Consider the following 23,969-nt stretch of genomic DNA (forward strand, 5'->3'; position numbering starts at 1 on the left):
GCGTCTCGATAAAAAAAGGGCAGCGCGGCGAGAGCCGTGCTGCCCTATCCGAGGCCGGCTCGGACGAGACGTCAGAACGCCAGCGCCTTGGCCTGCTTGACCTGCGGCAGCGCCTGGATCTTGGCGAGCAACTCGGCCGGAACGGCGCCGTCGATCTCGACCAGCGCGATGGCATCACCGCCGGCCGCGACACGGCCGAGATGGAAGGTGGCGATGTTGATCTTGGCATCGCCAAGCAGGCTCGCGAACTTGCCGATGAAGCCTGGCTTGTCCTCGTTGGTGACATAGATCATCGACTTGCCGAACTCGGCATCGACGCGGATGCCCTTGATGTCGACGAGGCGCGGCTTGCCGTCCGCATAGACCGTGCCGGACACCGCGCGCTCCTGCTGCTCGGTGATCACGGCCACGGTGATGAGGCTTTCATAGTCGCTCTCGCCCGCGCGCAGCACCTCGTCGACGATCATGCCGCGCTCCTTGGCAATGACCGGCGCCGACACGACGTTGACCTCGCCCAGCATCGGCCGCAGCAGGCCGGCCAGCACCGCCGAGGTCAGCGCCTTGGTCTTCATCTCCGCGACCTGGCCCTCATAGGTGATCTGGACCTTGGTGATGCTGCTCTCGGTGAGCTGTCCCGCGAACGAGCCGAGCTTCTCGGCGAGCGCGATGAACGGCTTCAGCTTCGGCGCTTCCTCGGCCGTGATCGAGGGGAAGTTGATCGCGTTCGAGATCGCGCCGGTCAGCAGATAGTCCGACATCTGCTCGGCGATCTGCAGCGCGACGTTCTCCTGCGCTTCGGTGGTCGAGGCGCCGAGATGCGGCGTGCAGATCACGGAGGGATGGCCGAACAGCGGATTGCTGGTCGCAGGCTCCTCGGCGAACACGTCGAGCGCTGCGCCGGCGACATGCTTGGAGTTCAGCGCCTCGAGCAGCGCCGCCTCGTCGATCAGGCCGCCGCGCGCGCAATTGATGATGCGCACGCCCTTCTTGGTCTTGGCGATCGCCTGGGCATCGATGATGTTGCGGGTCTTGTCGGTCAGCGGCGTATGCAAGGTGATGAAGTCGGCGCGCTTCAGCAGTTCGTCGAGCTCGACCTTCTCGACGCCGAGATCGCGCGCGCGCTCCTCGGTGAGAAAGGGATCGAAGCCGATCACCTTCATGCGCAGGCCCTGCGCGCGGTCGCAGACGATCGAACCGATATTGCCGCAGCCAACGACGCCGAGCGTCTTGCCGGTGATCTCGACGCCCATGAAGCGGTTCTTCTCCCACTTGCCGGCCTGCGTCGAGGCGTCGGCCTGCGGGATCTCGCGCGCCAGCGACAGCATCATGGTGATCGCGTGCTCGGCCGTGGTGATCGAATTGCCGAACGGCGTGTTCATCACGATGATGCCCTTGGCGGTCGCCGCGGGAATCTCGACATTGTCGACGCCGATGCCGGCGCGCCCGATTACCTTGAGCCGCTTGGCGCGCTCGATGATCTTGGCGGTCGCCTTGGTGGCCGAGCGGATCGCCAGGCCGTCGTAGTCGCCGATGATGTCGGCGAGCTTGTCCTTGTCCTTGCCGAGATTGGGCTGGAAGTCGACCTCGACGCCGCGATCCCGAAAGATCTGCACGGCGGCCGGAGAGAGTGCGTCGGAAATGAGAACTTTGGGTTTTGACATGACGATGGTCCTTCAGGCCCCTCTGGGAGGGGACCACGCAGCGCGCGGAAATGGGAAAACCTGTAGGGTGGGCAAAGCGAAGCGTGCCCACCGCCCTCTCGCGTCAGGTGAAGTCGTCGGTGGACACGGGCGCTATGCGCCCTTTGCCCGCCCTACGCAGTTTCGATCAGCTTCAAGCTGCCTTCGGCAACGCGGCCTTGGCCTCGGCGAACGCCCAGTCGATCCACTGCGTCAGCAGCGCGACGTCGCTCGCTTCCACCGTGGCGCCGCACCAGATGCGTAGGCCCGCCGGCGCGTCGCGATAATGCGCGAAGTCGAAGCCGGCGTTCTCCTTCTCGACCAGCGACACCAGCTTCTTGGAAAACTCGGCCTGGGCATCGGCCGACAGCGCCGTGATCGCGGGATCGACGACCTTCAGGCACACCGAGGTGTTGGAACGGATCGCAGGATCCTTGGCGAGGAAGTCGATCCACGGCGTGCGCGCCTTCCAGTCCGCCAGCACCTTGGTGTTGGCGTCGGCGCGCGCGATCAGCGCCTTGAGGCCGCCGATCGACTTGCCCCAGTTCAGCGCGTCCAGATAGTCCTCGACGCACAGCATCGACGGGGTGTTGATGGTCTCGCCCTCGAAGATGCCGGCATTGAGCTTGCCGCCCTTGGTCATGCGGAAGATCTTCGGCAGCGGCCAGGCCGGCTTGTAGGTCTCGAGACGCTCCACCGCGCGCGGCGACAGGATGAGCATGCCATGTGCGGCTTCGCCGCCGAGCGCCTTCTGCCAGGAGAAGGTGACGACGTCGAGCTTCGGCCAGTCGAGCGGCTGCGCAAACGCGGCCGAGGTCGCGTCGCAGATCGTCAAGCCTTCGCGGCTCGCGCTGATCCAGTCGGCATTCGGCACGCGCACGCCGGAGGTGGTGCCGTTCCAGGTGAAGACGACGTCGCTGGCCGGATCGACCTTCGACAGATCCGGGATCTCGCCATAACCGGCATGCAGCTTGGTAACGTCCTTGAGCTTGAGCTCCTTGACGATGTCGCTGACCCAGCCTTCGCCGAAGGATTCCCAGGCGATGGTGGTGACGGGCCGCGCGCCGAGCAGCGACCACAGCGCCATCTCGACGGCGCCGGTGTCCGACGCCGGCACGATGCCGATCTTGTAGTCGGCCGGCACTTCGAGGACGTCGCGCGTCAGCTCGATGGCCTGCTTGAGCTTGGCTTTGCCGACCTTCGCGCGATGCGAACGGCCGAGAGGGGCGTCCTTGAGATTTTCGGCGGTCCATCCGGGGCGCTTGGCGCAGGGGCCGGAGGAGAAATGCGGCACGGCAGGCCGCTGCGAAGGCTTCGCTGCAGTCATCGTCTATCCTTCCAGATAGTAAGCCTCCCGTTGGGGGGAGGTGTCCCGCCGGCGTGATTATGCGAAGCGCCGTTCCTCGTCAAGGAACTTCGCGTGAGCTCATTGCTGTTCACGCAGAATTGGCTGGCATGCAAGCCACGCTCATTCCGGCGCAGCGCCGATCGGCGCCTGCCCGCGCGGCGGACGATGCAGAAAGGTCATCGATGCGTAGGCGCCGATCCAGGAGCCGACCGCCGCAAAGCCGACATAGATCCAATTCTCCGTGTAGCTGATCACCGCGAAGGACGACAGAGTGTACCAGATCGCGCTCCAGTTCGCGGCCGGCAGACGCCGCCGCGCGACGACGGCCGACGTGAACATGACGTAGACCGCGTCGGTCAGCGCCGTTGCCAAGGTCACGCCGAGCGCCGTCAGCACGTTGATCTCCGACATCGTTCCGTTCCCTCCCCGTTGCCGTGCCGCACAACGTCGCAGCGTTGTGTCGTCGGATAGGCTCATGCACAATGAAGCGATCTGCACGCGCCGAACAACAAGGATAGAAGAATGCAACGCGTCCGTCTCGGGAGGAGCTCACTCGACGTCACCCGGCTCGGCCTCGGCACTGCGCCGCTCGGCGGCCTTTTCGAGCCGGTCAGTGATGGCGATGCGGAGGCAACGATCGCGGCCGCCTGGGCGCGCGGGGTGCGCTTCTACGACACCGCGCCGCTCTATGGCTTCGGCCTCGCCGAGCAGCGGCTCGGTGCATTCCTGCGCACGCAGCCGCGCGAGAGCTATGTGATCTCCACCAAGGTCGGACGACTGCTGCGCCCGGACGCTGCCACGGAGGAAGACCCGCACTACAAGGGCGTGCCGCCGCTGCGGCCGCGCTTCGACTATTCCTATGACGGCGTGATGCGGTCGGTCGAGGAGAGCTTGGTCCGGCTCGGCCTCGACCGCGTCGACGTCCTGCTGGTGCATGATCCCGACGATCACTATGACGAGGCCGTCTCGGGCGCCTTCCGCGCATTGCAGCGGCTGCGTGACGACGGCAGCGTCAAGGCGATCGGCGCCGGCATGAACCAGTCCGAGATGCTGATGCGGTTTGCCGAGGCGGTTCCGGTCGACTGCTTCCTGCTCGCCGGCCGCTACACCCTGCTCGACCAGGGCGCGCTGACGACGCTGCTGCCGCTCTGCCAGCGGCAGAACGTCGGCATCATGCTCGGCGGCATCTACAACAGCGGCATCCTGGCCAATCCCTACGGCAAGGCGAAGTTCAACTACGAAGACGCCGACGCCGCGCTGGTCGCTCGCGCCCGCGCGCTCGATGAATTGTGCAAGCAGCACGGCACTGAGCTGAAGGCGGCGGCGATCCAGTTCTGCCTCGCGCATCCGGCCATCACCGTCGCGATGCAGGGCGCCCGGAACGCGGAAGAGGCCGCCGAGAACATCGCGATGGCGCAGGCGCCGATCCCCGCCGCGTTCTGGCAAGCGCTGCGTGCCAGCCATCTGGTCGACGCGCGCGCGCCGCTCCCGGGAGATGCGCCATGACACGCAGCATCGACGCGCATCAGCATTTCTGGGATCCCGGCCGTGCCGACTATCCCTGGATGGCCGGCGACGCGCTGGCGCCGATCCGCCGGCCCTATGGTCCCGGCGACCTCGCGCCATTGCTTGCCGAGAACGGCCTCGACGCCAGCATCCTGGTGCAGACCCGGTCGTCACTCGACGAAACCTCCGAATTCCTCGGCATTGCCGCGGCCACACCGTTCATCGCCGGCGTGGTCGGCTGGGTCGACCTGACCGATCCCGACCTCGCATCGACCCTCGACCGGCTACGGACACTGCCGGGCGGCGACAAGCTCGTCGGTATTCGCCATCAGGTCCATGACGAGGACGATGCGGCCTGGCTCGATCGGACGGACGTCCGGCGCGGCCTCGAGTTCGTCTTCGCGCACGACCTGACCTACGACCTCCTGGTGCGCACGCGCGAGCTGCCGGCGGCGATCGCCGCGGCGCGCGCGTATCCGCAAGGACGCTTCGTGCTCGATCATTGCGCCAAGCCGCCGATCGCAACCGGGTTCGATCAGGTCTGGGCCGACCGCATTGCCGAGCTCGCGGCCTGCCAGAATGTATGGTGCAAGGTCTCGGGGCTGGCGACGGAAGCGGTCTGGACCGACTGGGATGCCGAGCGGCTATTTCCGTATGTTCAGCACGTGGCGCGCGGCTTCGGCGCCGACCGGCTGATCTTCGGCTCGGATTGGCCGGTGTGCCTGCTCGCCGGCCGCTATGGCGTGGTCAAGACGGCCTTGGAGCATTGCCTGACGCAGCTCGGCTCCGAGACGCGCGGCAAGGCGTTCGGCCCGAACGCCGCCGCCGCCTACCGCCTGCGGGTCTGATCAGAACCGCAATACCATGCCGAAATGACTCTTGGCGAAGCCGAGCCGTTCGTAGAAGCGCTGCGCATCGACGCGGCTCTGATGCGTCATCAGCTCGACCAGCTTGCAACGACGGGCGCGCGCCTCCGCGATCGCCCATTGCAGCAGCTGCTCGCCGATGCCCAGGCTGCGCCGGTCGGTCGCCACGCGCACATCCTCGACCAGCGCCCGTGATGCGCCTTGCGAGCTGATCCCCGGCAGAATGCACAATTGCAGACAGCCGACCACCCTGCCCGCGTCCTCGGCAACGACCAGCGTGATGTTCGCATCCCGCGAGATCGCCTCGAACGCATCGAAATAGGATTGCGGCAGCGGATCCTCGATCCGCTCGCGCGCCCGCCCGAGACGATCGTCGGCGAGCATCGCTGCGATCGCGCCGACATCCTCGCGTCGCGCAGGCCGGATAATGATGGGCATCAGCTTTCGAACCGGCTCAGAACTTGTAGCCCAGGCCGGCGCGCACCGTGTTGACGCTGGTGTCGACCGTCGAGGTGAATCGGATGTATTCGTACTCCGCGCGGGCGAACAGGCCGCCCACCAGGTTGACGTCGACGCCGAGACCGGCGCTGTAGCCATAGATCAGATGGTTGTGCTGGATGTTGTTGGCGCTGAGCGGCTGTAGCGCCGTGTAGGTGCCGAGCTGGGTGGTGCTGACACTGTCCTGAACCGTCACGGTCTGTCCGATGTCGGCGTTGCCGAGGGCGAGGCCGAAGAAGGCGTAAGGCAGGAAGCAGCCGAGCGCGTAGCCGGCGCGGCCGCGGATGGTCGCCATGTCCTTGATCGAGATCTGCGACGACTGCGTCGATGTCACGCTGTGGTAGTTGCCGTCCGACAACGCGCTGCCGCTCACCAGTGCCCGGGTAGACGAGGCCCTGCCGCCGAAGGTGCCGTGCAGGTAGCTGGCCTCGACGCCGAGCACCACGTCGTCCCACTGGCTGTTGTAGCCGACGAAGCCGCCGAAGCCCGACGAGCGCGAGGACTGCTTGCCGAGATTCATGTTCCAGGTCGAGACCTGCATCTGGCTTTCGATCAGCGTATTGGCCAGCACCGCGGCCGTCATCGTGCTGGTCGAGCCGTTGAAGTTTTCGTCGGACGAACCGTAGCCGCCATGGATACCGACGTAGTAGCCGTCCCAGTTGACCCGCGCGGTGCTCAGGCCCTCGGTCAGGCCACCGCGCAGGATCGGAATGTCCGGCATATCGGCGGCCTGGGCAGCCGAGATCATGCCGCACATCGAAACCGCCACCACCAGGCTACGCATCGCAACGCTCCAATCAGAACTTGAACTCTCTGTTCCGATCATCGCGCGTTAACCTTAATCATCCGTTTCCGAAACGCCGTCACCGGCAATTCTTTCAAGCCATGCGCGAGATTCCGCGCGATGAGGCGACCGGCGAAAACGCAGAACGGCGCGGGACTGGCCCGCGCCGTTTGCTTCGTCAGAAGAGCTTAGTTCAGCTCAGCCCTTGCGGATCAGGGGCATCATTGGAGGCGGCGGAGGATTGTCGAAGTTCCAGCGCACGCCGAGCTTCAGGTCATGCGAGGTGATGTCCTTGAACTTGAAGAAGTTGCCGGTGGTGGTGCCGGTATAGGTCGACAGCACGCCGGTCTGCCCCTGCCCGAGATCGACATAGCTGTAGGCCAGTTCGAGCACGAGGTTCGGATTGACGTTGTAGGCCAGACCCGCATGCGCCGCCCAGGCGAAGTTCCATTTCGACGAGGTCGGCGCCGTGGCGAAGCTCGTGGTCGTGAACGGCAGGTTGTTGATGCCGGTGTCGGTGAAGTTCGAGATCGTGACCCGCGAACTGCCGACGCCCGCGCCGATGAACGGCGTCACGCACCACCAGGTGCCGAGATCGACATAGGCGTTGGCCATGACGACCCATTCCGACTTGCTGGCGGTGTAGTTGTCGATGCCGCTGTACGGCACGCCACCCGCCGTCGCGTTGAAGCGGTCGGTGCCCTTGAAGTTCGAATTGCCGCGATACTGGCCGGTGACATCGGCGCGGAACCAGCTGTTGAAGCGGTAGCCGACGCCCACGCCGTAGATGCCGGCGGTGTCGAAGCCCGAGGTCTGCTCGAAGGAGGTCATCGGCGTGTAGGCCGACTCGCGGGTGTAGTGGACGTCCTTGACCTTCTGATTGCTGAAGCCGATATCGCCGCGCAGATACCAGCCGCCGAAATCGGCTGCCGGCGGCGGTGCGTAGACCGGCGGGGGCGCGATCGGCATGTCGGCCGCAAAGGCCAGAGTTGAAAACAGAGAGGCCGCTCCGGCGGCGATCAAAGACATAACGCTACGCATTGGCTTCGTCCCTTTGGCCGGTGAGGCGTTCGGAAATGGGCCCCACATCACAACTGACGGCTGTACAATCGCACCAAATGCTTAAGCAGCGCTTAACCCTAATAATTAAGGTTGATTTTTCCTGAGGACGCAGGAACCGTTAACGACCACGCAACGAGTCCTAATGATTGGTTAGCGGCCTCCGCGCTCTCCGTGGATTTCCGACTCATTAGTTGAGTTCAAACCGCCCCACTCATCAGTCCGCTCGGACAACCGCGAATTGCGACATAAAGTCGTCGCCGCGGCGGCGGTGCGCTCCCTCTCCCCGTTCTTCACGGGGAGAGGGTTGGGGTGAGGGGCAGACGCACGGGCGGCGCAGCTCTTATGCTGCGAACTAATCGCGTGCTTGCTCAGCACAACAATACTTATCATAAACGCGAAGTCGTTGCCCGTCCGACAGACATTGATCTTGGCCTCTTATGTGCCATGCCCCTCACCCGGATTGCTGCGCAATCCGACCTCTCAGCGCGAGCGAAGCTCGTCGCGCCCCCGCAAAGGGCGGGGAGAGGTTGCACCGGCCGCGCCGACGCAGGTTGCCTCAACCGAGCGCAGAGAGCCGCTTGCTCGACGTGACCGGCGAACCAACAAACAAAAGGCCTGCCATCGAAAGATGACAGGCCTTGCTGATGAATTGATCAGTCGATGATCAGGCCGCAGCAGCCGCGTTGCCGACCGCCGCGACGATCTCGTCGACGACTTCCTCGACCAGGTTGCGATCGTCGCCCTCGCCCATCACGCGAATGACAGGCTCCGTGCCGGAGGAGCGCACCAGCAGCCGGCCATGCCCGTTCAGACGCCTCTCGCCGGTATCGATCGCCGACTTCACCGCATCGGCGTCGAGCGGCTTGCCGCTGCGATAGCGGACATTCTTGAGGATCTGCGGCAGCGGATCGAACTTGTGGCAGACCTCGGAGACCGGGCGGCGCAGCCGCTGCACCGTCGCCAGCACCTGCAGCGCCGCGACGAAGCCGTCGCCCGTCGTCGCGTAGTCCGACAGGATGATGTGGCCCGACTGCTCGCCGCCGAGATTGTAGCCGTCGGCCAGCATGCGCTCGAGCACGTAGCGGTCGCCGACCGGCGTGCGCACCAGCTCCATGCCCTGCCCCTGCAGGAAGCGCTCGAGGCCGAGATTGGACATCACGGTCGCGACGATGCCCGGGCGCGCCAGCCGGCCGTCCTCCTTCCAGCTCTGCGCGATCACGGCGAGCAGCTGGTCGCCGTCGACGATGTGGCCGCGCTCGTCGACCAGGATGACGCGGTCGGCATCGCCGTCGAGCGCGATGCCGATGTCGGCGCGCATCTCGCGAACCTTGCGGCAAAGCGCCTCCGGCGAGGTCGAGCCGCATTCCTTGTTGATGTTGAAGCCATCCGGCTCCACGCCGATCGAAATCACGTCGGCGCCGAGCTCCCACAGCGCTTCGGGCACGACCTTGTAGGCCGCGCCATTGGCGCAATCGATCACGACGCGCAGGCCGTCGAGCGAAAGGTCGCGCGGCAGCGTGCGCTTGGCGAATTCGATGTAGCGGTCATGCACGCCGTCGATGCGGCGGGCGCGGCCGAGGCTCGCGCTCTGCGCCAGCTTCTTGTCGAGCGATTCATCGAGCAACTGCTCGATCTGCTTCTCGACGTCGTCGGACAGCTTGAAGCCCTGGGGCCCGAACAGCTTGATGCCGTTGTCCTCGAACAGATTGTGCGAGGCCGAGATCATGACGCCGAGATCGGCGCGCATCGACTTGGTCAGCATCGCGACCGCCGGCGTCGGCATCGGGCCGACCAGCAGCACGTCCATACCGACCGAGGTGAAGCCCGCAACCATCGCGTATTCGATCATGTAGCCGGAGAGACGCGTATCCTTGCCGATCACCACGCGATGGCGATGCTCGCCGCGCTGGAACAGAAGGCCTGCGGCCTGCCCCACCTTGAGCGCGAGTTCCGGCGTGATCAGGCCGTTGGCACGGCCACGAATCCCATCGGTCCCGAAATAGTTACGGCTCATATGACCCCCAGCGACAGCATCTCGACTTCGTTGCCGGCGGGTGCGAATCACAATCCGAACCCATCCGGTCAGCCCGCGGGTTATAGTCGCCTTAAAGCTAAGGTGGCTTCAAAAAATGTGATGAATCATTACCACAAAACCACCGCCGCACCCGTAAGACATTGTTAACACTAATTTTTTGGCAGACGATCAGACCACCCGCAAAGCGGGCATGACGCACCGCCGCATACTCTGAGCGGGAAAAAAGGGGCCGTCATCAGAGCTCATCCCCTTCTGACCGCAACGTCCGAGATCAAGCGCGGCGAGCGGCGGCTCGACGCCGGCCCGGGGCGGCCGATGTCCGATTTGGCAGCCGCCGCAAAGATGCTAGAGGACAGGCAGCCCAAGAAGAGACCGTCGGTGGGGAGCCGAAGCCTGCGATGAAACACGTCACCTGCATTGAAGACCTGCGCCTGCTCCACAAGCGACGCGTTCCCAAAGCCTTCTTCGACTATGCCGACCGCGGCTCCTACGCCGAAGAGACCTTGCGCGCCAACCGCGACGATCTGCAGAAGATCAAGTTCCGCCAGCGCATCCTGGTCGACGTCTCCAAGCGCGACCTCTCCACCACCATCCTCGGCGAGCCCTCGTCGATGCCGCTGATCCTGGCGCCAGTGGGCCTCCTCGGCATGCAGCATGGCGACGGCGAGATCCATGCCTGCCGCGCGGCGCAGGCCGCCGGCATTCCCTTCACCCAGAGCACGATGTCGATCTGCTCGATCGAGGACATCGCCGGCAGCGTCGAGAAGCCGTTCTGGTTCCAGCTCTACGTCATGAAGGACCGCGGCTTCATCAAGGCCCTGGTCGAGCGCGCCATCGCCGCCAAGTGCACCGCGCTGTGCCTGACCGTCGACCTTCAGGTGATCGGCCAGCGCCACCAGGACATCAAGAACGGCATGAGCGTGCCGCCGGAATGGTCGCTATCGAAACTGTTCGACTTCGCCACCAAGCCGGCCTGGGTGCAGGGCGTTCTGCAGGGCAAGCGCCGCACCTTCGGCAACATCGCAGGCCACGTGAAGAACACCGAGGATCTCACCAAGCTCTCGGCCTGGACCGCCGCGCAGTTCGACACCTCGCTGAACTGGAAGGACGTCGACTGGATCCGCTCGATCTGGCCGGGCAAGCTGATCATCAAGGGCATCCATGACATCGAGGACGCAAAGCTTGCCGCCGAGACCGGCGCGCAGGCGCTGGTGGTGTCGAACCATGGCGGCCGCCAGCTCGACGGCGCGCCATCGTCGATCCATGTGCTGCCGGGCATTGCGGAAGCTGTCGGCGACAAGATCGAGATCATGTTCGACGGCGGCATCCGCTCCGGCCAGGACGTCATGCGCGCGCTCGCGCTCGGCGCCAAGTCCTGCATGATCGGCCGCGCCTATGCCCACGGCCTCGGCGCCGGCGGGCAGCTCGGCGTCGCCAAGGCGATCGACATCATCCGCAACGAGCTGCTGACCACGATGGGTCTCTGCGGCGTCAACACGGTCGCGGAGATCGACCGCAAGGTGCTGGCGGATTAGTTCGGGAATAGTCGGCGAGCAAGGTTCGGACTAATCAGCTTATGTGATCCGGACTGCACCACATCAAGGCTGTCGTCCCGGACAAGCCGTGACGCGCGTCAGCGCGTCGCGGCGCCGATCCGGGACCCATACTCCGCAGCCGTCGTGTTGGGCAAGAAGCCAATCGCCAGCCTGCCTCAAACCACTCCCTGGGGGTATGGGTCCCGGCGTTCGCCGGGACGACACCATTTGTGAAGGCACGCCTGAGCGCGACGACTTAGGGCAAAGCTACATCGGCGGCGTCAGCCCATCGCGGCCGACGCTGACGCGGCTGGTTTCGAGCGAGCCGTCCGGCAACTGCTTCACGGTGGCCATCACCTTCGCGCCGGCCTTCAGCTCGGATTTGTCCCCGGGCACGAAGGTGACGATCGGCGTATCCGGCGTGATGTCGACGCGCTTCTCGCCGCCCTTGTATTTGACCAGCAGCGTATGGCCATCGGTCGAGACCGAGCTGTCAGCGACGGTGGCGTTGGTCATGCTCGAGTTCGGCTTCAGATCCCACGGACGCGAGCCCTCGCCGGTGCCGCGCATCTCCTCGGGGAAGATGTGGATCTCGACCGCCTTGGGCGCGCCGTCCGGACCGGGCACCGTGGTGGCGCCGATGAACGATCCCGGCTTGATGTCGGAGAGCTCCGCCTTGACGACGCCGGACACCTTGAGGTCGCCGGCCATGCGAAGCTTGAAGATTTCTCCGCTGCGGGCCTTCACCGTCATCACGTCGGCATCGACGCTCTCGATGGCTCCGCGCAAACGCGTCGGCACGGGAGCCTGCTGACACATGGCGAACGTCGATGTCATTGCAACCATGACGAGCGCGACGACAGGACGGATCAGGGTGAAACGGGATGACATGCAGGAGGCTCCGAATTTGCTGGCTTGGGCTCTCGATAAGGTCCGCAAGCGGTCCGGCGAGACTACGTGGATTGAGACGCCACATGGCGGCCCTTATTCCATTCTCAAGCCATTGTGAGAACGCGTGTCCTGATGCTCCCGGAAAAATCCGGCGGATGACCTTGCCGGGGGCACATCAACGCGACCCGACGGACAGCAACTCCGGCCGATACTCGAAATGCATCGTGTCGTAGTGATACCAGCGGCCGCCCCAGATGAAGCCGTGCCGCTCGAAGATCTCGACGATCTCTTGCGGAAGGCGGTTCTTGTAAGGAATGGACGCCGATTTCTTCGCGTTCCAGAGCCAGTAGTCGGAGTAATCCAGGTTCAGATCGATCGCCGCCGCGTAGCCGTGCATGCTCATCCGGCCGGTGTCGGCGACAGGCCGGCAGGACAGCACGCCGGCGATCGGAAAGGCGGCGCGCCTGATCTTCGGGTCGAGCTCATCGATCTCGGCGGAGATCTGCTTCAACCGTTCGGCCACGCCGTTGACGCTGGTCACGCGGACCGTCCTGCCCCAGCTCTTCGGCAGCCAGGTGATGGTCACCAGATGCCGGTTCACACCATCAGCGGTGCAGTCGCCATACATCTTCTTGAAGAAGGCCTCGTTGCGAAAGCGTCCGGGATCGGCATTGACCGCGGGCGGGGACGGCGCTCCCGACGGATAGGACAGGCTGAGCTGATCGAGAATGGTCGCATTGCGCAGTTTGTCGGCGAAGGGCCGTTGCGGATCGAGTTTGCCCACCGGCATGCGCGTGCCGTCGCGCCAGATGATCGCCTCATCATCATGTCCGGCCAGCGCGCGCGGATAGGCCTGCACGAGGCGATCGAGCAGCTCGGCCGCCGTCTCCGATCGGACGGCCGAGGCCGACAGCAAGGGCAGACCGATGCAGATCCGTGTCAGCCAGCGGAGGGCGCGACGGGTCACGGCCGCTTGCTCATCTGGTCGATCAGCTTGACGTTGGCTTCCTCGACGCCGCTCAGGACCGGGTTCCAGGTCGAAGGGGCATACCAGGCGAACCGGCCGAAATACGCCTTGAGATCAGGCGCATCGAAGAAGCGTCCGCGCCGCGCAAAGATCTCGTTCCTGGCGAGCCGCAGCTCCGCCTTGGACAGCCGCGCCAGCTCGCCTGGCGTCAACAGGCGACGATCGGAATCGGCGAAGATGAATCCGCTCGGCTGCGCTCCGCCATTCTCGGCGCGATCGAGAAAATCGACATTGGCCGATTCGACCGGGTTCAGGACCGGATCCCAGGTGCGCGGCACGTACCAGGCGAACTTGCTGAAATAGGTCGTGAGCTCGGGCGAGGAGAAATAGCGGCCGCGGCGGGCGAAGATCTCGTTGCGGGCGATGCGAAGCTCGTCCTTCGTCCGTCCCTGCAGGTCGGCCGCCGACAGCAGACGCTGGTCGGAGTCGGCAAACACAAAATCGGGCGATCGCGACGCACTTGCCAGAGCGGGCGCCGGCCCGGATGGCGGCGGAACGGCCGCGACGACGGGAGCCGACGGCTGCCCGGTCCCCGGCCCCGCGAAGTAGAACGTGCCGTCGATCGGCGACGAGGCGACCCAGGGCTGCTGCGCGCTGGCGGTGGCCTTCTTCACTGTGAGACCGACCTGGTTGAAGGCCTGGAGCACGTCCAGTCCCGGCCGCTGCACGGCGTCGACCAGCGCGCGCGTATAGGGACTGTGCCCATCATCGCCGTCCAGCGCGACATTGCCGGGCTGCGTCGCATAGGAGAGAATCGTCCCCTCAGGCGCGCGGATCTGCGCGAGGCCGCCATCGCTCGCTCTCAAGCCCCGTCCGCCGAATGGATTGTTGCGGCAGGCGTCCAGGATGACAATGTTCAGCTTGGTCCCGGCCGCTTCCATCTGGCGCAGCACGAGCCCGACATCGACCATCATGAAATCGACATCGGCCTCGCGGGCCGGGTTGGCGCTGATCGGAACGAGATAGTTGGTGCCGCGCACCTGAATGCCATGGCCCGCGTAGTAGAACACGGCCACATCGGCGCCCATGAGCTGCTTGCTGAAGGTCTGGATGACCAGATCGAACCGCGCCTTGTCGAGATCGAGCTGCGCGGCGCCGCCGATCAACGTGAAACCGAGACGCTGAAACGTTTCGGCCACCAGCCGCGCGTCATTGGCCGGATTGGCAAGCTTGCCGACGCTCTGATAGTCGGAGTTGCCGACCACGAGAGCGACCTGCGTCGCCGCCCGGCCCGGCAGGATGCCGAGCACCAGGAAGACCAAAATACCAAAAACCGATCGTCGCATCGTCCGTCCTCAAATCCGGACGATGTTCTACCGCGCCCGGCCGGCGATATCGACCGCGCCATTGCGGCCATATCGCGGACAGGATGGCGACAACAGCATTGCTGCTATCTGCTCCGGAGATCGGCCTCGACCAGCGCGCGCAACTCGGGCGTGACCTGAGGGCGTCGACCAAACCACAGTTCGAAACCGCGGACGGCCTGATGCAGGAGCATGCCGAGCCCGTCCGCCGTGCGCAGCCCCCGCGCCCGCGCGACGCCGAGCAGCGGCGTCTGCAGCGGCACATAGACGATGTCGGCGACGACGGCTTGCTGCGGGAGAAGATCGACCTCGAGCATGAGCGGCGGCTGGCCGTGCATGCCGAGCGAGGTGGTGTTCACGAACAGGCCCGCCCGCGGCAGCAGCGTATCGACGCGATCCCAGCCCTCGGCCACGACGCGATCACCGAACTGATCGGCCAGTGCCTGCGCACGCGACGCGGTGCGGTTGATGACATGGATGCGGCCGATGCCACGCTCGAGCAGGCCGAACACGACGGCGCGCGCCGAGCCGCCGGAGCCCAGCACGACGGCCTCGTCGGTGCGGTCCCAGCCCGGGGCGGACGCATCGAGGTTGCCGATGAAGCCTTCGACGTCTGTGTTGGTCGCGCGCAGAATTCCGTTCTCGTACCACAGGGTGTTGGCGGCGCCGACCGCTCGGGCCCGCGCGTCCGGCTCGGTCAGTTCGAGCACCCGCTCCTTGTGCGGAATAGTGACGTTGGCGCCGACGAAGCCCCGGCTGTGGAGATGGGCGACGAAATCGGCCAGCTCTTCCGGGGGGACCGCCTCGATGGTGTAGCCGCCGGAGATGCCGAGTTCGTGCAGCCAATGGTGATGGATCAGCGGCGAGCGCGAATGCGCGGCAGGCCAGCCGATCAGGCACGCGGCGGGGGGTTTGGCAACACGGGTCATGGCCGTGACATCGGACAAGCCCCGCTTGGAGTCAATGCTCTCGCCCCGGCAAGCACTACGGCCCGCCAAGGCCGGGCGGATCAGCTCGCCGCCAGCCCGTCGGCGATCTCCTCGCGCGGTGTCTCCTTGCCCTTGATGTCGGCCACCGCGCGCTCGATCGTCTCGCGATAGCGCACCAGCGGCGGCCGCACACCATGGGTCAGCAAAGCCCGGCGCACCGTGGGCGAAGCGCCCGTGATGAACAGGCGGATGCCCTGGCGCTTCGCCTTCGCCGCGACCCGGCTCATCGCGTTGGCCGCGGTCGAATCCAGGAAGGGCACGGCGGCGAAATCGACCACGAAGGCCTTGCGGCGGTCGGCGATGGAATCGAGCACGGTGCCGACGGTCGAGGCGGCGCCGAAGAAGAACGCGCCGGTGATGCGATAGACCAGCACGTCCTTATCGGCGCTGAGCTTGGAATTGTACGGCACCCGCGCGCCGTCCTCGAAGTCGGCGCGGTCCTCGGCCACGAGCGGCGAGCCGTCCTCGACGCCGGTCATCTGCGCCATGCGGTTGATGAACAGCACCGCGCCGAGCGCGAAGCCGACCAGGATGCCCTCGGTGAGGTCGCGGAAGATCGTGAGCCCGAAGGTCGCGAGCAGCACCGTGGCGTCGCCCCAGGACGAGCGGACCAGGGTGGCGAATTCGTGCTTCTCGGCCATGTTCCAGGCGACGACGACGAGCACGGCGGCCAGCGCCGAGAGCGGGATAAAGCTCGCCAGCGGGGCTGCGATCAGCATGAACACCAGCAGGAACACCGAATGCAGCATGCCCGACACAGGCCCGCGCGCGCCGGCGCGGACGTTGGTGGCGGTACGGGCGATGGTGCCGGTAACGCAGATGCCGCCGAACAGCGCCGAGCCGACATTGGCGAAGCCCTGGGCCACCAGCTCGCAATTCGAGCGATGGCGGCGGCCGGTCATGCCGTCGGCGACCACCGCCGAGAGCAGCGATTCGATCGCCCCGAGCAGCGCGAAGGCAATGGCGTCGGGAAACACCGCCTGGATCTTGGCCAGCGAGAACGGCGGCAGCGAGGGCGCCGGCAGCTCGCGCGGAATGCCGCCGAACTTGGTGCCGATGGTCTCGACCGGCAGCTGCAGCGCATAAGTGAAGGCTGCCGCAACCACGACCGCGATGAGGATGCCGGGCCAGGTCGGCCGCAGGCGCTTGAGCCCGACGATGATCACGATCGACAGCGCGGCCAGCGCGACCGCGGCCATGTTCGCCGTCGGCGCGCCATGCGCGAGCGCGACCAGCTTGGGAATCAGTTCGCCGGGCTCCTTGGCCGCCAGCGTAATGCCGAACAGATCCTTGAGCTGGCTCGCGAAGATGATGACGGCGATGCCGGCGGTGAAGCCCACCGTGACCGGATAGGGAATGAACTTGATGTAGGTGCCGAGCCGCAGATAGCCGGCGATCACCAGCATCACGCCGGACATCATCGTGGCCAGCAGCAGCCCGTCGAGGCCCTGCCGGTCGACTGTGGAAGCGACCAGCACGATGAAGGCGCCGGCCGGGCCGCCGATCTGGAAGCGGCTGCCGCCGAGCAGGGAGACAAGGAAACCGCCGACCACGGCGGTGTAGAGGCCGCGACCGGGCGACACGCCGGAAGCGATGGCGATCGCCATCGACAGCGGCAGCGCGACGATCGCAACCGTCAGACCTGAAAGCGCGTCGGCGCGGAAATCGGCGAGGCCGTAGCCTTCGCGCAGGACCGTCAGAAGTTTCGGGGAATACAGCTCGGCGAAAGTCGGCTCATGCTGTCCGACCCGCCCCCGCGTGCCGTGCTCGCTTGCGATGCTCATGCCCATCACGCTCCCGTCGCATCACCGGGGCTCCCGCCGCCGGGACACGTCTCACACGGAGCGTTCAGCAGCCCCGTGCCGCGCGATGAAGCTAGCTCGCGCCATCGCGCGTAGTCTCAGTTTGACGGCCCACGCGGTTGGGCGGCCCGGGGTCCTTCAGGCGAACGCCACGCCCGCCATCCTCGCTGCGGGCATGCTCGCCGATCAGATCCACGCCCGCACGATTGAGCGCATCGACGACCTTGGTCAGCGAGTCCACCACACCGCGGACGTTGCCCGTGGAGGCTTCCATCCGCTGGATCGTCGGCAACGACACGCCGGCCAGCTCGGCCAAGGTTTTCTGATCAATTCCGAGCAGCGCGCGGGCTGCCCGCATCTGGAACGACGTGATCACGATGGCCTCACGTAGCACACACCATAAGTGATGTCTGAGACAAAGACAATGATGTAAAATACATCATCTGAAGTCAATGGCAAGCGTTGCGACAGCGGCCGCCAGGGCTGCCTGCGGGCGCGGGATTGAGTCCGGCGTCAGGCCGGAACCTGTTTGGGAAATTCGAGCCGAACCGTCGTGCCGCGGTCGCTGCTGGTGGTGAGCTTGCCGTGCAGTTGCGCGGCGAGGCCCTCGCAGATCCGCAGGCCCAGGCTGTCGCCCTTGCTCGGATCGATGCCAGGAGCAAGGCCCTTGCCGTCATCGGCGATCGTGAGGACATAACGCGCGTCATCGAGCGGCTTGAGGCTCACCGTGATCGTGCCGGCCTCGTCCGCTCCAAAGGCATGCTTCAGCGCGTTGGTCACGAGTTCGACGACCAGCAGCGACAGCGCGGTCAGGCGTGTCAGATCGAGCTGCGCCGGCGCGAAATCGACGACGCAGGCAACGTCGCGCGCTCCGCTCGACGCCAGCACGTCGTTGCAGATGGTCTGCAGATAGGGACCGATGTCGAGATCCATCCGGCCGGGATCGTGCAGCATGCGGTGGACGCGCGAGATCGTCTCGAGCCTCGACTGGGCCTCGCTGAGGATGGCGCCGGCGCGGGACGGATCGGCGGCGGCCTGCCGCTTCTGCATCATCAACAGCCCGGCAATGAACTGGATGTTGTTGGCGACGCGGTGCTGCAACTCCTGGAACAGAACACGCTGGTTTTCGTAGAGCCGCTCGGACACGGCGCGCTCCTGGCGCAGATGCCGCGCCGCCTCGTGCATCAGATGGATCAGCGTGATGTCGACCGCAACAATGAGCGCGTAGAAGCCAAGCGCGAACGCATTCTGATAGCCCGACGCCGGCATGAAGAAGGTCCACGCCAGCGCGCCGCAGAGCGCCGCGCACACCGTGCCGGGCCCGACACCGCAGAAGAAGGTCGTGAGAATGACGGCCGGAAAGAACGTCAGATAGGGAAAGCCGTCCGGCAGCGTATCGACCAAAGCGAGGCGCAGCGCGAAGGCTGCGATCGCAGCGCCTATGGCGATCGCGTAGCCCAGCAGGGCATGCTGACGGAATCGTTCGGTGGCCTGGGAGGCGCGCAGATAAAAAGGGGCGGACGAGAGTTTCTGGATCACGGCAAACGGGCTGGGTACGGAGAAACTCTCAAGCCCGCCATCGCCCCGTCCGGCTCGAACGGGCCGAAGGGCGCGGGCGGCAGCCGAGGATCATCGCTTGGCCAATGACGGCATATCAGGTCCGAACGTCGGATGGCGTTATCATAGCACCATGCCGGGAACTCGGTAGGTGCACAAGTGCACATTGCGCCGCAATGCAGGGCGACGCACGCGGCCGGTCCGGAGAGCGCGTCCGTGGCTGCAACGGCAGGCCGGGCCATGAAAGCCCGGCCGCGTGTCATGGATGACGTCTCATGGATGACGTCGCTACGCCGCGTCGCGATGCGAGGCGATGATGTGGTCCGCAGCGCGGCCGGTGACCTCGGCCATATGATCGAAGGTCCGGGTGAAACTGCCGGCCCCGGCGGTGGCGGAGCGCAGCTCGACGATCAGGTCGCCGATCTCCGCCTCCGGCATCATCGCGCGGACGCAGTCCCAGCCGGGCCAGCCGTCGCGGGTGTCGAACGACAGGATCTGGCCGCGCCGCGCCGACAGGATGGCGTTGATCTTGGCCGTCGCCTCGGTCGGACAGACGATCTCGACGGTGTGGATCGGCTCCAGCAGAACCGGCTGGCACTGCGGCAGCGCCTCGCCGACCCCGACCCGCGCCGCGGTCCGGAACGCGAGATCGGACGAGTCGACGCTGTGATAGGAGCCGTCCGTCAGCGTCACCGCGAGGTCGATCACGGGGAAACCGAGCGGGCCGCGCGTCAATGCATCGACGACGCCCTCCTCCACCGCCGGGATGTAGTTGCGCGGCACCGCGCCGCCGACCACCTTCTCGGTGAACTGAAAACCCTCGCCGCGGGGCAGCGGCTTGATGTCGAGCACGACATCGCCGAACTGGCCGTGGCCGCCCGACTGCTTCTTGTGGCGGCCGCGCTGGGTGATCGGCTTGCGGATGGTTTCCTGATAGCCGATCCCAGGCGCATGCGATTTCACATTGACGCCGAAGCGGTCGCGCAGTCGCTCCAGCGCCACGCGCAGATGCATCTCGCCCTGCCCCCACAGCACCGTGTCGTGGGTGCGCGGATTCTGCACCATGGTCAGCGACGGATCCTCCTCGTGCAGCCGCTGCAGGGCCTGGCCGAGCTTGACGTCGTCCTTGCGGTCGACGGCGGCGATCGAGAGCGCCAGGACGGGCGGGCACGGATCGACCTTCACCAGCGCCTGCGGCGCGGTCTTGCCGGTGGCGATGGTGTCGCCCGTCCTCACCGTGTCGAGCTTGCCGAGCGCGATCGTGTCGCCGGCCTCGGCCGACGCGCGCTTGCTGTCGTAAGCACCGGTCGCGGCGAGAATGCCGGAGACGCGCGCCGCCTCGCCCGCGGCCGCGTGCAGCGTGGCGCCGTCGTCGAGATGGCCGGACAACACGCGCGTCAACGAGAGCTTGCCGCCATGCTGCAGATGCAGCGTCTTGAAGACGTAGCCGAGCGCCTCCTTGGTCTCCTTGACCCCGAGCCGCTTCGCCGTGTCGGCCACGCCGGGCGCCTCGTGGCGCAGCGCCTTCATCAGCCGGAGCACACCGTTCTCGCGCAAGGCCGAGCCGAGCAGCACCGGGCAGATCAGCCCGTCGCGCAATTCACGTGCGAGGTCGTCGAACACGGCATCGCGCGGCGGCGGGATGTCCTCCAGCAACTGCTCCATCAGCGCATCGTCGTGATCGGCGAGCTTCTCCAGCATCGAGAAGCGCGCTTCCTTCTCGCGATCGAGATTGCCGCCCTCCAGCGCGATCACCTCGGACGCCTTGTGCTCGCGATAGATGAAGGCGCGCTCCAGCGCGAGATCAACGAAGCCCTCGACCAGCTCGCCGTTCCAGATCGGAATCTGGCGCAGCACCAGCGGCACGCGCGAGGCCGGCTGCAGGGTCGCGAGCGTCTCGCGGATGCGCGCATTGGCGCGGTCGATCTTGTTGAGGAAGATGAAGCGCGGAATGCGCAGCTCCTCGAGCTCGCGCAGGATGATCTGCAACTGCGGCAGCTTCTTCTCATCCGCCTCGCACACCACGATCGCGGCATCGACGGCCGGCAGAGCGGCGCGCATGTCGTGCGCGAACTCGATCGAGCCGGGACAGTCGAGGAAGGTGTAGCTGTCGCCCATGAAGCTCGTGGTCACAGCCGTCATCGCGACGCTCATCTTGTGATGACGCGCCTCGGCGCTGGCGTCGCCGACGGCGGTGCCGGCATCGACACTGCCGGCGCGCGGGATCGCTCCCGTCCGCGCCAGGATCGCCTCCAACAGGGTGGTTTTACCGCTTTGGAAAGGGCCCACCAGCGCGATGCACCGTGGACCTCGGGGACTTCTCAGGTCTTGTCCCATTTCGCCGCCTCCTGGTTGTGGAGCTCGGCCCGTGATTGGGTCGGCAAAGCCGAATGCTCTGCCTCGTCTGCCGCTTTGGCAAGCAGGGGTCGCGCGAAAAACGTCGCTGCAGTGCGGAGAACGCACGGGTCTTCCCGCACAATTGCGGGAAGACCGCTGTTCACGGCAAAGGGAAGATCAACGTCAAATCAACGCCCAATTAACGCCCAGGGCGCAATTCGAGGCTTTGCAGCCCGGCCGAGACGGACAGGCCGACCTGGCCCTGCACGCTGAGCGGCTGCAGCGCAATCGAATTGGCGGAGCCGCCGACCAGCACGTTGCCGCCGACGCCGACGCCCACCGCCGCCGAGCCCTGCGCGCCGGCATAGTCGCCGGAGAGATCGCCCGGCCCGAGCCGCGCGACCGGAGCATAGACGACCCACGCCAGCAGCGATTCCTGGGTAATGCCGAGATCGAGGCCGACCTTGCGGATGGTCGCGACGTAGCGGTCTTCCGGAATGCCGTCGGCGCGCAGCACGCAGCCGAGATGCGTCACCGACCCGACAATGAAGCCGACGCTGGCGCCGCCGCGGCATTCAAGCACGCCGACACGCACGCGATCTTGCGCATGGGCAGCGCCGGCAAGGCAGAGACCCACGGCGGTGAGCCCGGCGAGGATGGTCGAGCGCATGAATAAACTCCGGCTGAAATGAACGACGTGATGCTGACCCGCCGATGATCGCGGGCGATCACATCTATGCCACAAGGCTTACAGCCGTACCAGAAGCACACGCGTTCATCTGCCTGAACGACTGAAGGCATCGACTCACGCAGCGCTGCTGCGAGGCATTGTCGTCGTGTTCAGCGGTAGTAGCGCGAGAAGTAGGACGAGGGCTGGCTCGGGCTCGGATGCATCGGCAGCAGCGGCACCAGCTCGACCTCGGTGACCCCCGCGGCGAGGTTGATGCCGGTCTGTCCCTGCAGGCTGATCGGCTGCAGCGCCGCGGCGCGGTCGGTGTCGCGCACCAGGAAGCTGCCGCCGAAGCCGACCAGCGCGGCGGCATTGGCGGACAATCCGCCGTAACGGCCGCGCAGCTCGCTGCGGCCGAAATCATTGACGGGCGCATTCACCGCCCACGCCATCCGGGTCTCATCCGTCAGCCCGAGGTCGAGCCCGTAGCGGCGGACTTTTGCGACATAGCGCTCCGGCTGGCGGCCCTGGCTGCGAAACACGCAGCGCAGGCGGGCCTGGGACATCACGAGCTTGCCGGCCGTCTTACGCCCTTCGCATTCGAGCACCCCGGCCCGCATCGGCCGGTTGGCGTGGGCCTGCGCCAACGGCGCAATCGACACAAGCAGAGGAATCGCCAGCACAAGCAGCCGCATCGAACTCAGACCTTACGCAACCAGAACTTACCTCCGGACAAAAGAAAGGCGCCATGTTCAAAACATGGCGCCTTTCGGCCTGGAACTTGGCTTCTGGTGTTTCGAGGCGGCTGTTGCCCGATTACCTCAGATTGCCGCAGAAGCGCTGGATGCGCTTGCAGGCGTCCTCGAGGTCCGAGGTCTTGGTCGCGTAGGAGATGCGGAACGCCGGGCCGAGGCCGAAGGCCGAGCCGTGCACCACCGCGACGCCTTCGGTCTCCAGCAGCTCGGTCACGAAGCCCTCGTCGTTCTCGATCACCTTTCCGGACGGCGCGGTCTTGCCGATCGTGCCGGCGCAGGACGGATAGACGTAGAACGCGCCCTCGGGGCGCGGACACTCGATGCCGCTGGCCTGGTTCAGCATCGACACCACGAGGTCGCGGCGCTCCTTGAACACCTTGTTGTTCGCCGGAATGAAGGTCTGCGGACCGTTCAAGGCCTCCACCGCCGCCCATTGCGCGATCGAGCACGGGTTCGAGGTCGACTGCGACTGGATGGTCGCCATCGCCTTGATCAGCTGCGCCGGACCGCCGGCATAGCCGATGCGCCAGCCGGTCATGCAATAGGCCTTGGAGACGCCGTTCACGGTCAGCGTGCGGTCGTACAGCGACGGCTCGACCTGGGCCGGCGTGGTGAACACGAAGTCGTCATAGACCAGGTGCTCGTACATGTCGTCCGTCATGATCCAGACATGCGGATGCTTGATCAGCACCTCGGTGAGCGCCTTCAGCTCGGCCTTGGTGTAGGCCGCGCCCGTGGGGTTCGACGGCGAGCACAGGATCAGCCACTTGGTCTTCGGCGTGATCGCCTTCTCCAGCGCCTCCGGCTGCAGCTTGAAGCCATGCGCGGCGGTGCAGACCACCGGCACCGGCTCGCCGCCGGCGAGCGCGACCATCTCCGGATAGCTGACCCAATACGGCGCCGGGATGATCACCTGGTCGCCGGGATTGATGGTCGCCATCAGCGCATTGTACAGCACCTGCTTGCCGCCGACGCCGACGATCACCTGGTTCGGCTTGTAGGTCAGCCCGTTCTCGCGCTGGAACTTGCCGATGATGGCTTCCTTCAGCTCCGGGATGCCGTCGACCGCGGTATACTTGGTCTTGCCGTCCTGGATCGCCTTGATCGCGGCCTGCTTGATATTGTCGGGCGTATCGAAATCCGGCTCGCCGGCACCCAGGCCGATGACGTTACGGCCCGCCGCTTTGAGGACGCGCGCTTTATCCGTGACCGCGATGGTCGCGGACGGCTTCACACGGTCGAGCGCAGCGGCGAGAAAGGACATCATCAGCTCCTATGCAGGCGTCTTGGATCACGCGTCGTGGATCACCCTTTTCGGGCCACG

21 protein-coding genes are annotated in these 23,969 nt (G+C 65.8%); 3 read left to right on the top strand and 18 right to left on the bottom strand.

Going from position 1 to position 23,969, the window contains the following annotated elements; all coding sequences use genetic code 11:
* Positions 1-71 precede the first annotated feature (71 nt).
* The 3 genes from serA to ACQR1L_RS24450 all read right to left on the bottom strand — a co-directional run bounded on the left by serA (position 72) and on the right by ACQR1L_RS24450 (position 3,438).
* A complete protein-coding gene (gene serA / locus ACQR1L_RS24440) occupies positions 72-1,661 on the bottom strand; it encodes a phosphoglycerate dehydrogenase (protein ID WP_434860473.1) in 1,590 nt (529 codons plus the stop codon).
* Positions 1,662-1,833: 172 nt separating this feature from the next.
* Complete coding sequence (locus tag ACQR1L_RS24445) at positions 1,834-3,006, bottom strand: phosphoserine transaminase (RefSeq protein WP_434860474.1); 1,173 nt, start codon at positions 3,004-3,006, stop codon at positions 1,834-1,836.
* A 141-nt stretch (positions 3,007-3,147) separates the two neighbouring features.
* Positions 3,148-3,438 carry a hypothetical protein gene (locus ACQR1L_RS24450; RefSeq protein WP_434860475.1) on the bottom strand — a complete coding sequence of 97 codons (291 nt, stop codon included), beginning with the start codon at positions 3,436-3,438 and terminating at the stop codon, positions 3,148-3,150.
* 111 nt (positions 3,439-3,549) lie between these two features.
* Here ACQR1L_RS24450 and ACQR1L_RS24455 point away from each other — a divergent pair, with 111 nt between their 5' ends.
* Both ACQR1L_RS24455 and ACQR1L_RS24460 read left to right on the top strand, forming a co-directional pair.
* Entirely contained in the window at positions 3,550-4,533 is a 984-nt protein-coding gene (locus ACQR1L_RS24455) for an aldo/keto reductase (RefSeq protein ID WP_434860476.1), read from the top strand.
* On the top strand, positions 4,530-5,381 hold the full coding sequence (locus ACQR1L_RS24460) for an amidohydrolase family protein (protein ID WP_434860477.1): 852 nt from the start codon (positions 4,530-4,532) through the stop codon (positions 5,379-5,381). The genes ACQR1L_RS24455 and ACQR1L_RS24460 overlap by 4 nt, the downstream gene beginning before the upstream one ends.
* Here ACQR1L_RS24460 and ACQR1L_RS24465 read toward each other — a convergent pair whose 3' ends face one another.
* From ACQR1L_RS24465 to glmM, 4 genes are all read right to left on the bottom strand, one after another.
* On the bottom strand, positions 5,382-5,837 hold the full coding sequence (locus tag ACQR1L_RS24465; protein ID WP_434860478.1) for a GNAT family N-acetyltransferase: 456 nt from the start codon (positions 5,835-5,837) through the stop codon (positions 5,382-5,384). It abuts the gene before it with no gap.
* 16 nt (positions 5,838-5,853) lie between these two features.
* Positions 5,854-6,681: an outer membrane protein gene (locus ACQR1L_RS24470; RefSeq protein ID WP_434860479.1), complete on the bottom strand. Its 828-nt coding sequence runs from the start codon at positions 6,679-6,681 to the stop codon at positions 5,854-5,856.
* A 198-nt stretch (positions 6,682-6,879) separates the two neighbouring features.
* Positions 6,880-7,722 carry an outer membrane protein gene (locus ACQR1L_RS24475; RefSeq protein ID WP_434860480.1) on the bottom strand — a complete coding sequence of 281 codons (843 nt, stop codon included), beginning with the start codon at positions 7,720-7,722 and terminating at the stop codon, positions 6,880-6,882.
* Positions 7,723-8,407: 685 nt separating this feature from the next.
* Positions 8,408-9,757 (bottom strand): phosphoglucosamine mutase, encoded by a 1,350-nt coding sequence (gene glmM, locus ACQR1L_RS24480; RefSeq protein WP_434860481.1) that lies wholly within the window; start codon positions 9,755-9,757, stop codon positions 8,408-8,410.
* 419 nt (positions 9,758-10,176) lie between these two features.
* Here glmM and ACQR1L_RS24485 point away from each other — a divergent pair, with 419 nt between their 5' ends.
* A complete protein-coding gene (locus ACQR1L_RS24485; protein WP_434860482.1) occupies positions 10,177-11,313 on the top strand; it encodes an alpha-hydroxy acid oxidase in 1,137 nt (378 codons plus the stop codon).
* Between the two features lie 267 nt (positions 11,314-11,580).
* Here ACQR1L_RS24485 and ACQR1L_RS24490 read toward each other — a convergent pair whose 3' ends face one another.
* From ACQR1L_RS24490 to ACQR1L_RS24540, 11 genes are all read right to left on the bottom strand, one after another.
* The gene (locus ACQR1L_RS24490) at positions 11,581-12,150 is read right to left on the bottom strand and encodes a hypothetical protein (protein WP_434860587.1); all 570 of its coding nucleotides are present in this window, start codon (positions 12,148-12,150) and stop codon (positions 11,581-11,583) included.
* Between the two features lie 229 nt (positions 12,151-12,379).
* A complete protein-coding gene (locus ACQR1L_RS24495; RefSeq protein WP_434860483.1) occupies positions 12,380-13,171 on the bottom strand; it encodes a M15 family metallopeptidase in 792 nt (263 codons plus the stop codon).
* Entirely contained in the window at positions 13,168-14,517 is a 1,350-nt protein-coding gene (locus ACQR1L_RS24500) for a YARHG domain-containing protein (RefSeq protein WP_434860484.1), read from the bottom strand. The genes ACQR1L_RS24495 and ACQR1L_RS24500 overlap by 4 nt, the downstream gene beginning before the upstream one ends.
* A 104-nt stretch (positions 14,518-14,621) precedes the next feature.
* A complete protein-coding gene (locus ACQR1L_RS24505; protein ID WP_434860588.1) occupies positions 14,622-15,464 on the bottom strand; it encodes a shikimate dehydrogenase in 843 nt (280 codons plus the stop codon).
* Between the two features lie 80 nt (positions 15,465-15,544).
* Positions 15,545-17,308 (bottom strand): SulP family inorganic anion transporter, encoded by a 1,764-nt coding sequence (locus tag ACQR1L_RS24510; protein WP_434860485.1) that lies wholly within the window; start codon positions 17,306-17,308, stop codon positions 15,545-15,547.
* A gap of 91 nt (positions 17,309-17,399) precedes the next feature.
* Positions 17,400-17,702, bottom strand: a complete 303-nt coding sequence (locus tag ACQR1L_RS24515; protein ID WP_434860486.1) for a helix-turn-helix domain-containing protein — start codon at positions 17,700-17,702, stop codon at positions 17,400-17,402.
* Positions 17,703-17,839: 137 nt separating this feature from the next.
* Entirely contained in the window at positions 17,840-18,865 is a 1,026-nt protein-coding gene (locus tag ACQR1L_RS24520; RefSeq protein ID WP_434860487.1) for an ATP-binding protein, read from the bottom strand.
* A 306-nt stretch (positions 18,866-19,171) separates the two neighbouring features.
* Positions 19,172-21,220 carry an elongation factor G gene (locus ACQR1L_RS24525; RefSeq protein ID WP_434860488.1) on the bottom strand — a complete coding sequence of 683 codons (2,049 nt, stop codon included), beginning with the start codon at positions 21,218-21,220 and terminating at the stop codon, positions 19,172-19,174.
* A gap of 199 nt (positions 21,221-21,419) precedes the next feature.
* Positions 21,420-21,890: a DUF992 domain-containing protein gene (locus ACQR1L_RS24530; RefSeq protein WP_434860489.1), complete on the bottom strand. Its 471-nt coding sequence runs from the start codon at positions 21,888-21,890 to the stop codon at positions 21,420-21,422.
* 170 nt (positions 21,891-22,060) lie between these two features.
* Complete coding sequence (locus tag ACQR1L_RS24535; RefSeq protein ID WP_434860490.1) at positions 22,061-22,585, bottom strand: DUF992 domain-containing protein; 525 nt, start codon at positions 22,583-22,585, stop codon at positions 22,061-22,063.
* 121 nt (positions 22,586-22,706) lie between these two features.
* A complete protein-coding gene (locus ACQR1L_RS24540; RefSeq protein ID WP_434860491.1) occupies positions 22,707-23,909 on the bottom strand; it encodes a pyridoxal phosphate-dependent aminotransferase in 1,203 nt (400 codons plus the stop codon).
* Positions 23,910-23,969: the final 60 nt, after the last annotated feature.

The organism is Bradyrhizobium sp. HKCCYLR20261, from assembly GCF_051168435.1.
In the GTDB taxonomy this organism is placed as follows: Bacteria; Pseudomonadota; Alphaproteobacteria; order Rhizobiales; family Xanthobacteraceae; genus Bradyrhizobium.

Excerpts from the sequence above, each read along its gene's own strand:
- serA (WP_434860473.1), bottom strand. The coding sequence starts at position 1,661 with ATGTCAAAACCCAAAGTTCTCATTTCCGACGCACTCTCTCCGGCCGCC.
- ACQR1L_RS24445 (WP_434860474.1), bottom strand. The coding sequence starts at position 3,006 with ATGACTGCAGCGAAGCCTTCGCAGCGGCCTGCCGTGCCGCATTTCTCC.
- ACQR1L_RS24450 (WP_434860475.1), bottom strand. The coding sequence starts at position 3,438 with ATGTCGGAGATCAACGTGCTGACGGCGCTCGGCGTGACCTTGGCAACG.
- ACQR1L_RS24455 (WP_434860476.1), top strand. The coding sequence starts at position 3,550 with ATGCAACGCGTCCGTCTCGGGAGGAGCTCACTCGACGTCACCCGGCTC.
- ACQR1L_RS24460 (WP_434860477.1), top strand. The coding sequence starts at position 4,530 with ATGACACGCAGCATCGACGCGCATCAGCATTTCTGGGATCCCGGCCGT.
- ACQR1L_RS24465 (WP_434860478.1), bottom strand. The coding sequence starts at position 5,837 with ATGCCCATCATTATCCGGCCTGCGCGACGCGAGGATGTCGGCGCGATC.
- ACQR1L_RS24470 (WP_434860479.1), bottom strand. The coding sequence starts at position 6,681 with ATGCGTAGCCTGGTGGTGGCGGTTTCGATGTGCGGCATGATCTCGGCT.
- ACQR1L_RS24475 (WP_434860480.1), bottom strand. The coding sequence starts at position 7,722 with ATGCGTAGCGTTATGTCTTTGATCGCCGCCGGAGCGGCCTCTCTGTTT.
- glmM (WP_434860481.1), bottom strand. The coding sequence starts at position 9,757 with ATGAGCCGTAACTATTTCGGGACCGATGGGATTCGTGGCCGTGCCAAC.
- ACQR1L_RS24485 (WP_434860482.1), top strand. The coding sequence starts at position 10,177 with ATGAAACACGTCACCTGCATTGAAGACCTGCGCCTGCTCCACAAGCGA.
- ACQR1L_RS24490 (WP_434860587.1), bottom strand. The coding sequence starts at position 12,150 with ATGACATCGACGTTCGCCATGTGTCAGCAGGCTCCCGTGCCGACGCGT.
- ACQR1L_RS24500 (WP_434860484.1), bottom strand. The coding sequence starts at position 14,517 with ATGCGACGATCGGTTTTTGGTATTTTGGTCTTCCTGGTGCTCGGCATC.
- ACQR1L_RS24505 (WP_434860588.1), bottom strand. The coding sequence starts at position 15,464 with ATGACCCGTGTTGCCAAACCCCCCGCCGCGTGCCTGATCGGCTGGCCT.
- ACQR1L_RS24510 (WP_434860485.1), bottom strand. The coding sequence starts at position 17,308 with ATGAGCATCGCAAGCGAGCACGGCACGCGGGGGCGGGTCGGACAGCAT.
- ACQR1L_RS24525 (WP_434860488.1), bottom strand. The coding sequence starts at position 21,220 with ATGGGACAAGACCTGAGAAGTCCCCGAGGTCCACGGTGCATCGCGCTG.
- ACQR1L_RS24530 (WP_434860489.1), bottom strand. The coding sequence starts at position 21,890 with ATGCGCTCGACCATCCTCGCCGGGCTCACCGCCGTGGGTCTCTGCCTT.
- ACQR1L_RS24535 (WP_434860490.1), bottom strand. The coding sequence starts at position 22,585 with ATGCGGCTGCTTGTGCTGGCGATTCCTCTGCTTGTGTCGATTGCGCCG.
- ACQR1L_RS24540 (WP_434860491.1), bottom strand. The coding sequence starts at position 23,909 with ATGTCCTTTCTCGCCGCTGCGCTCGACCGTGTGAAGCCGTCCGCGACC.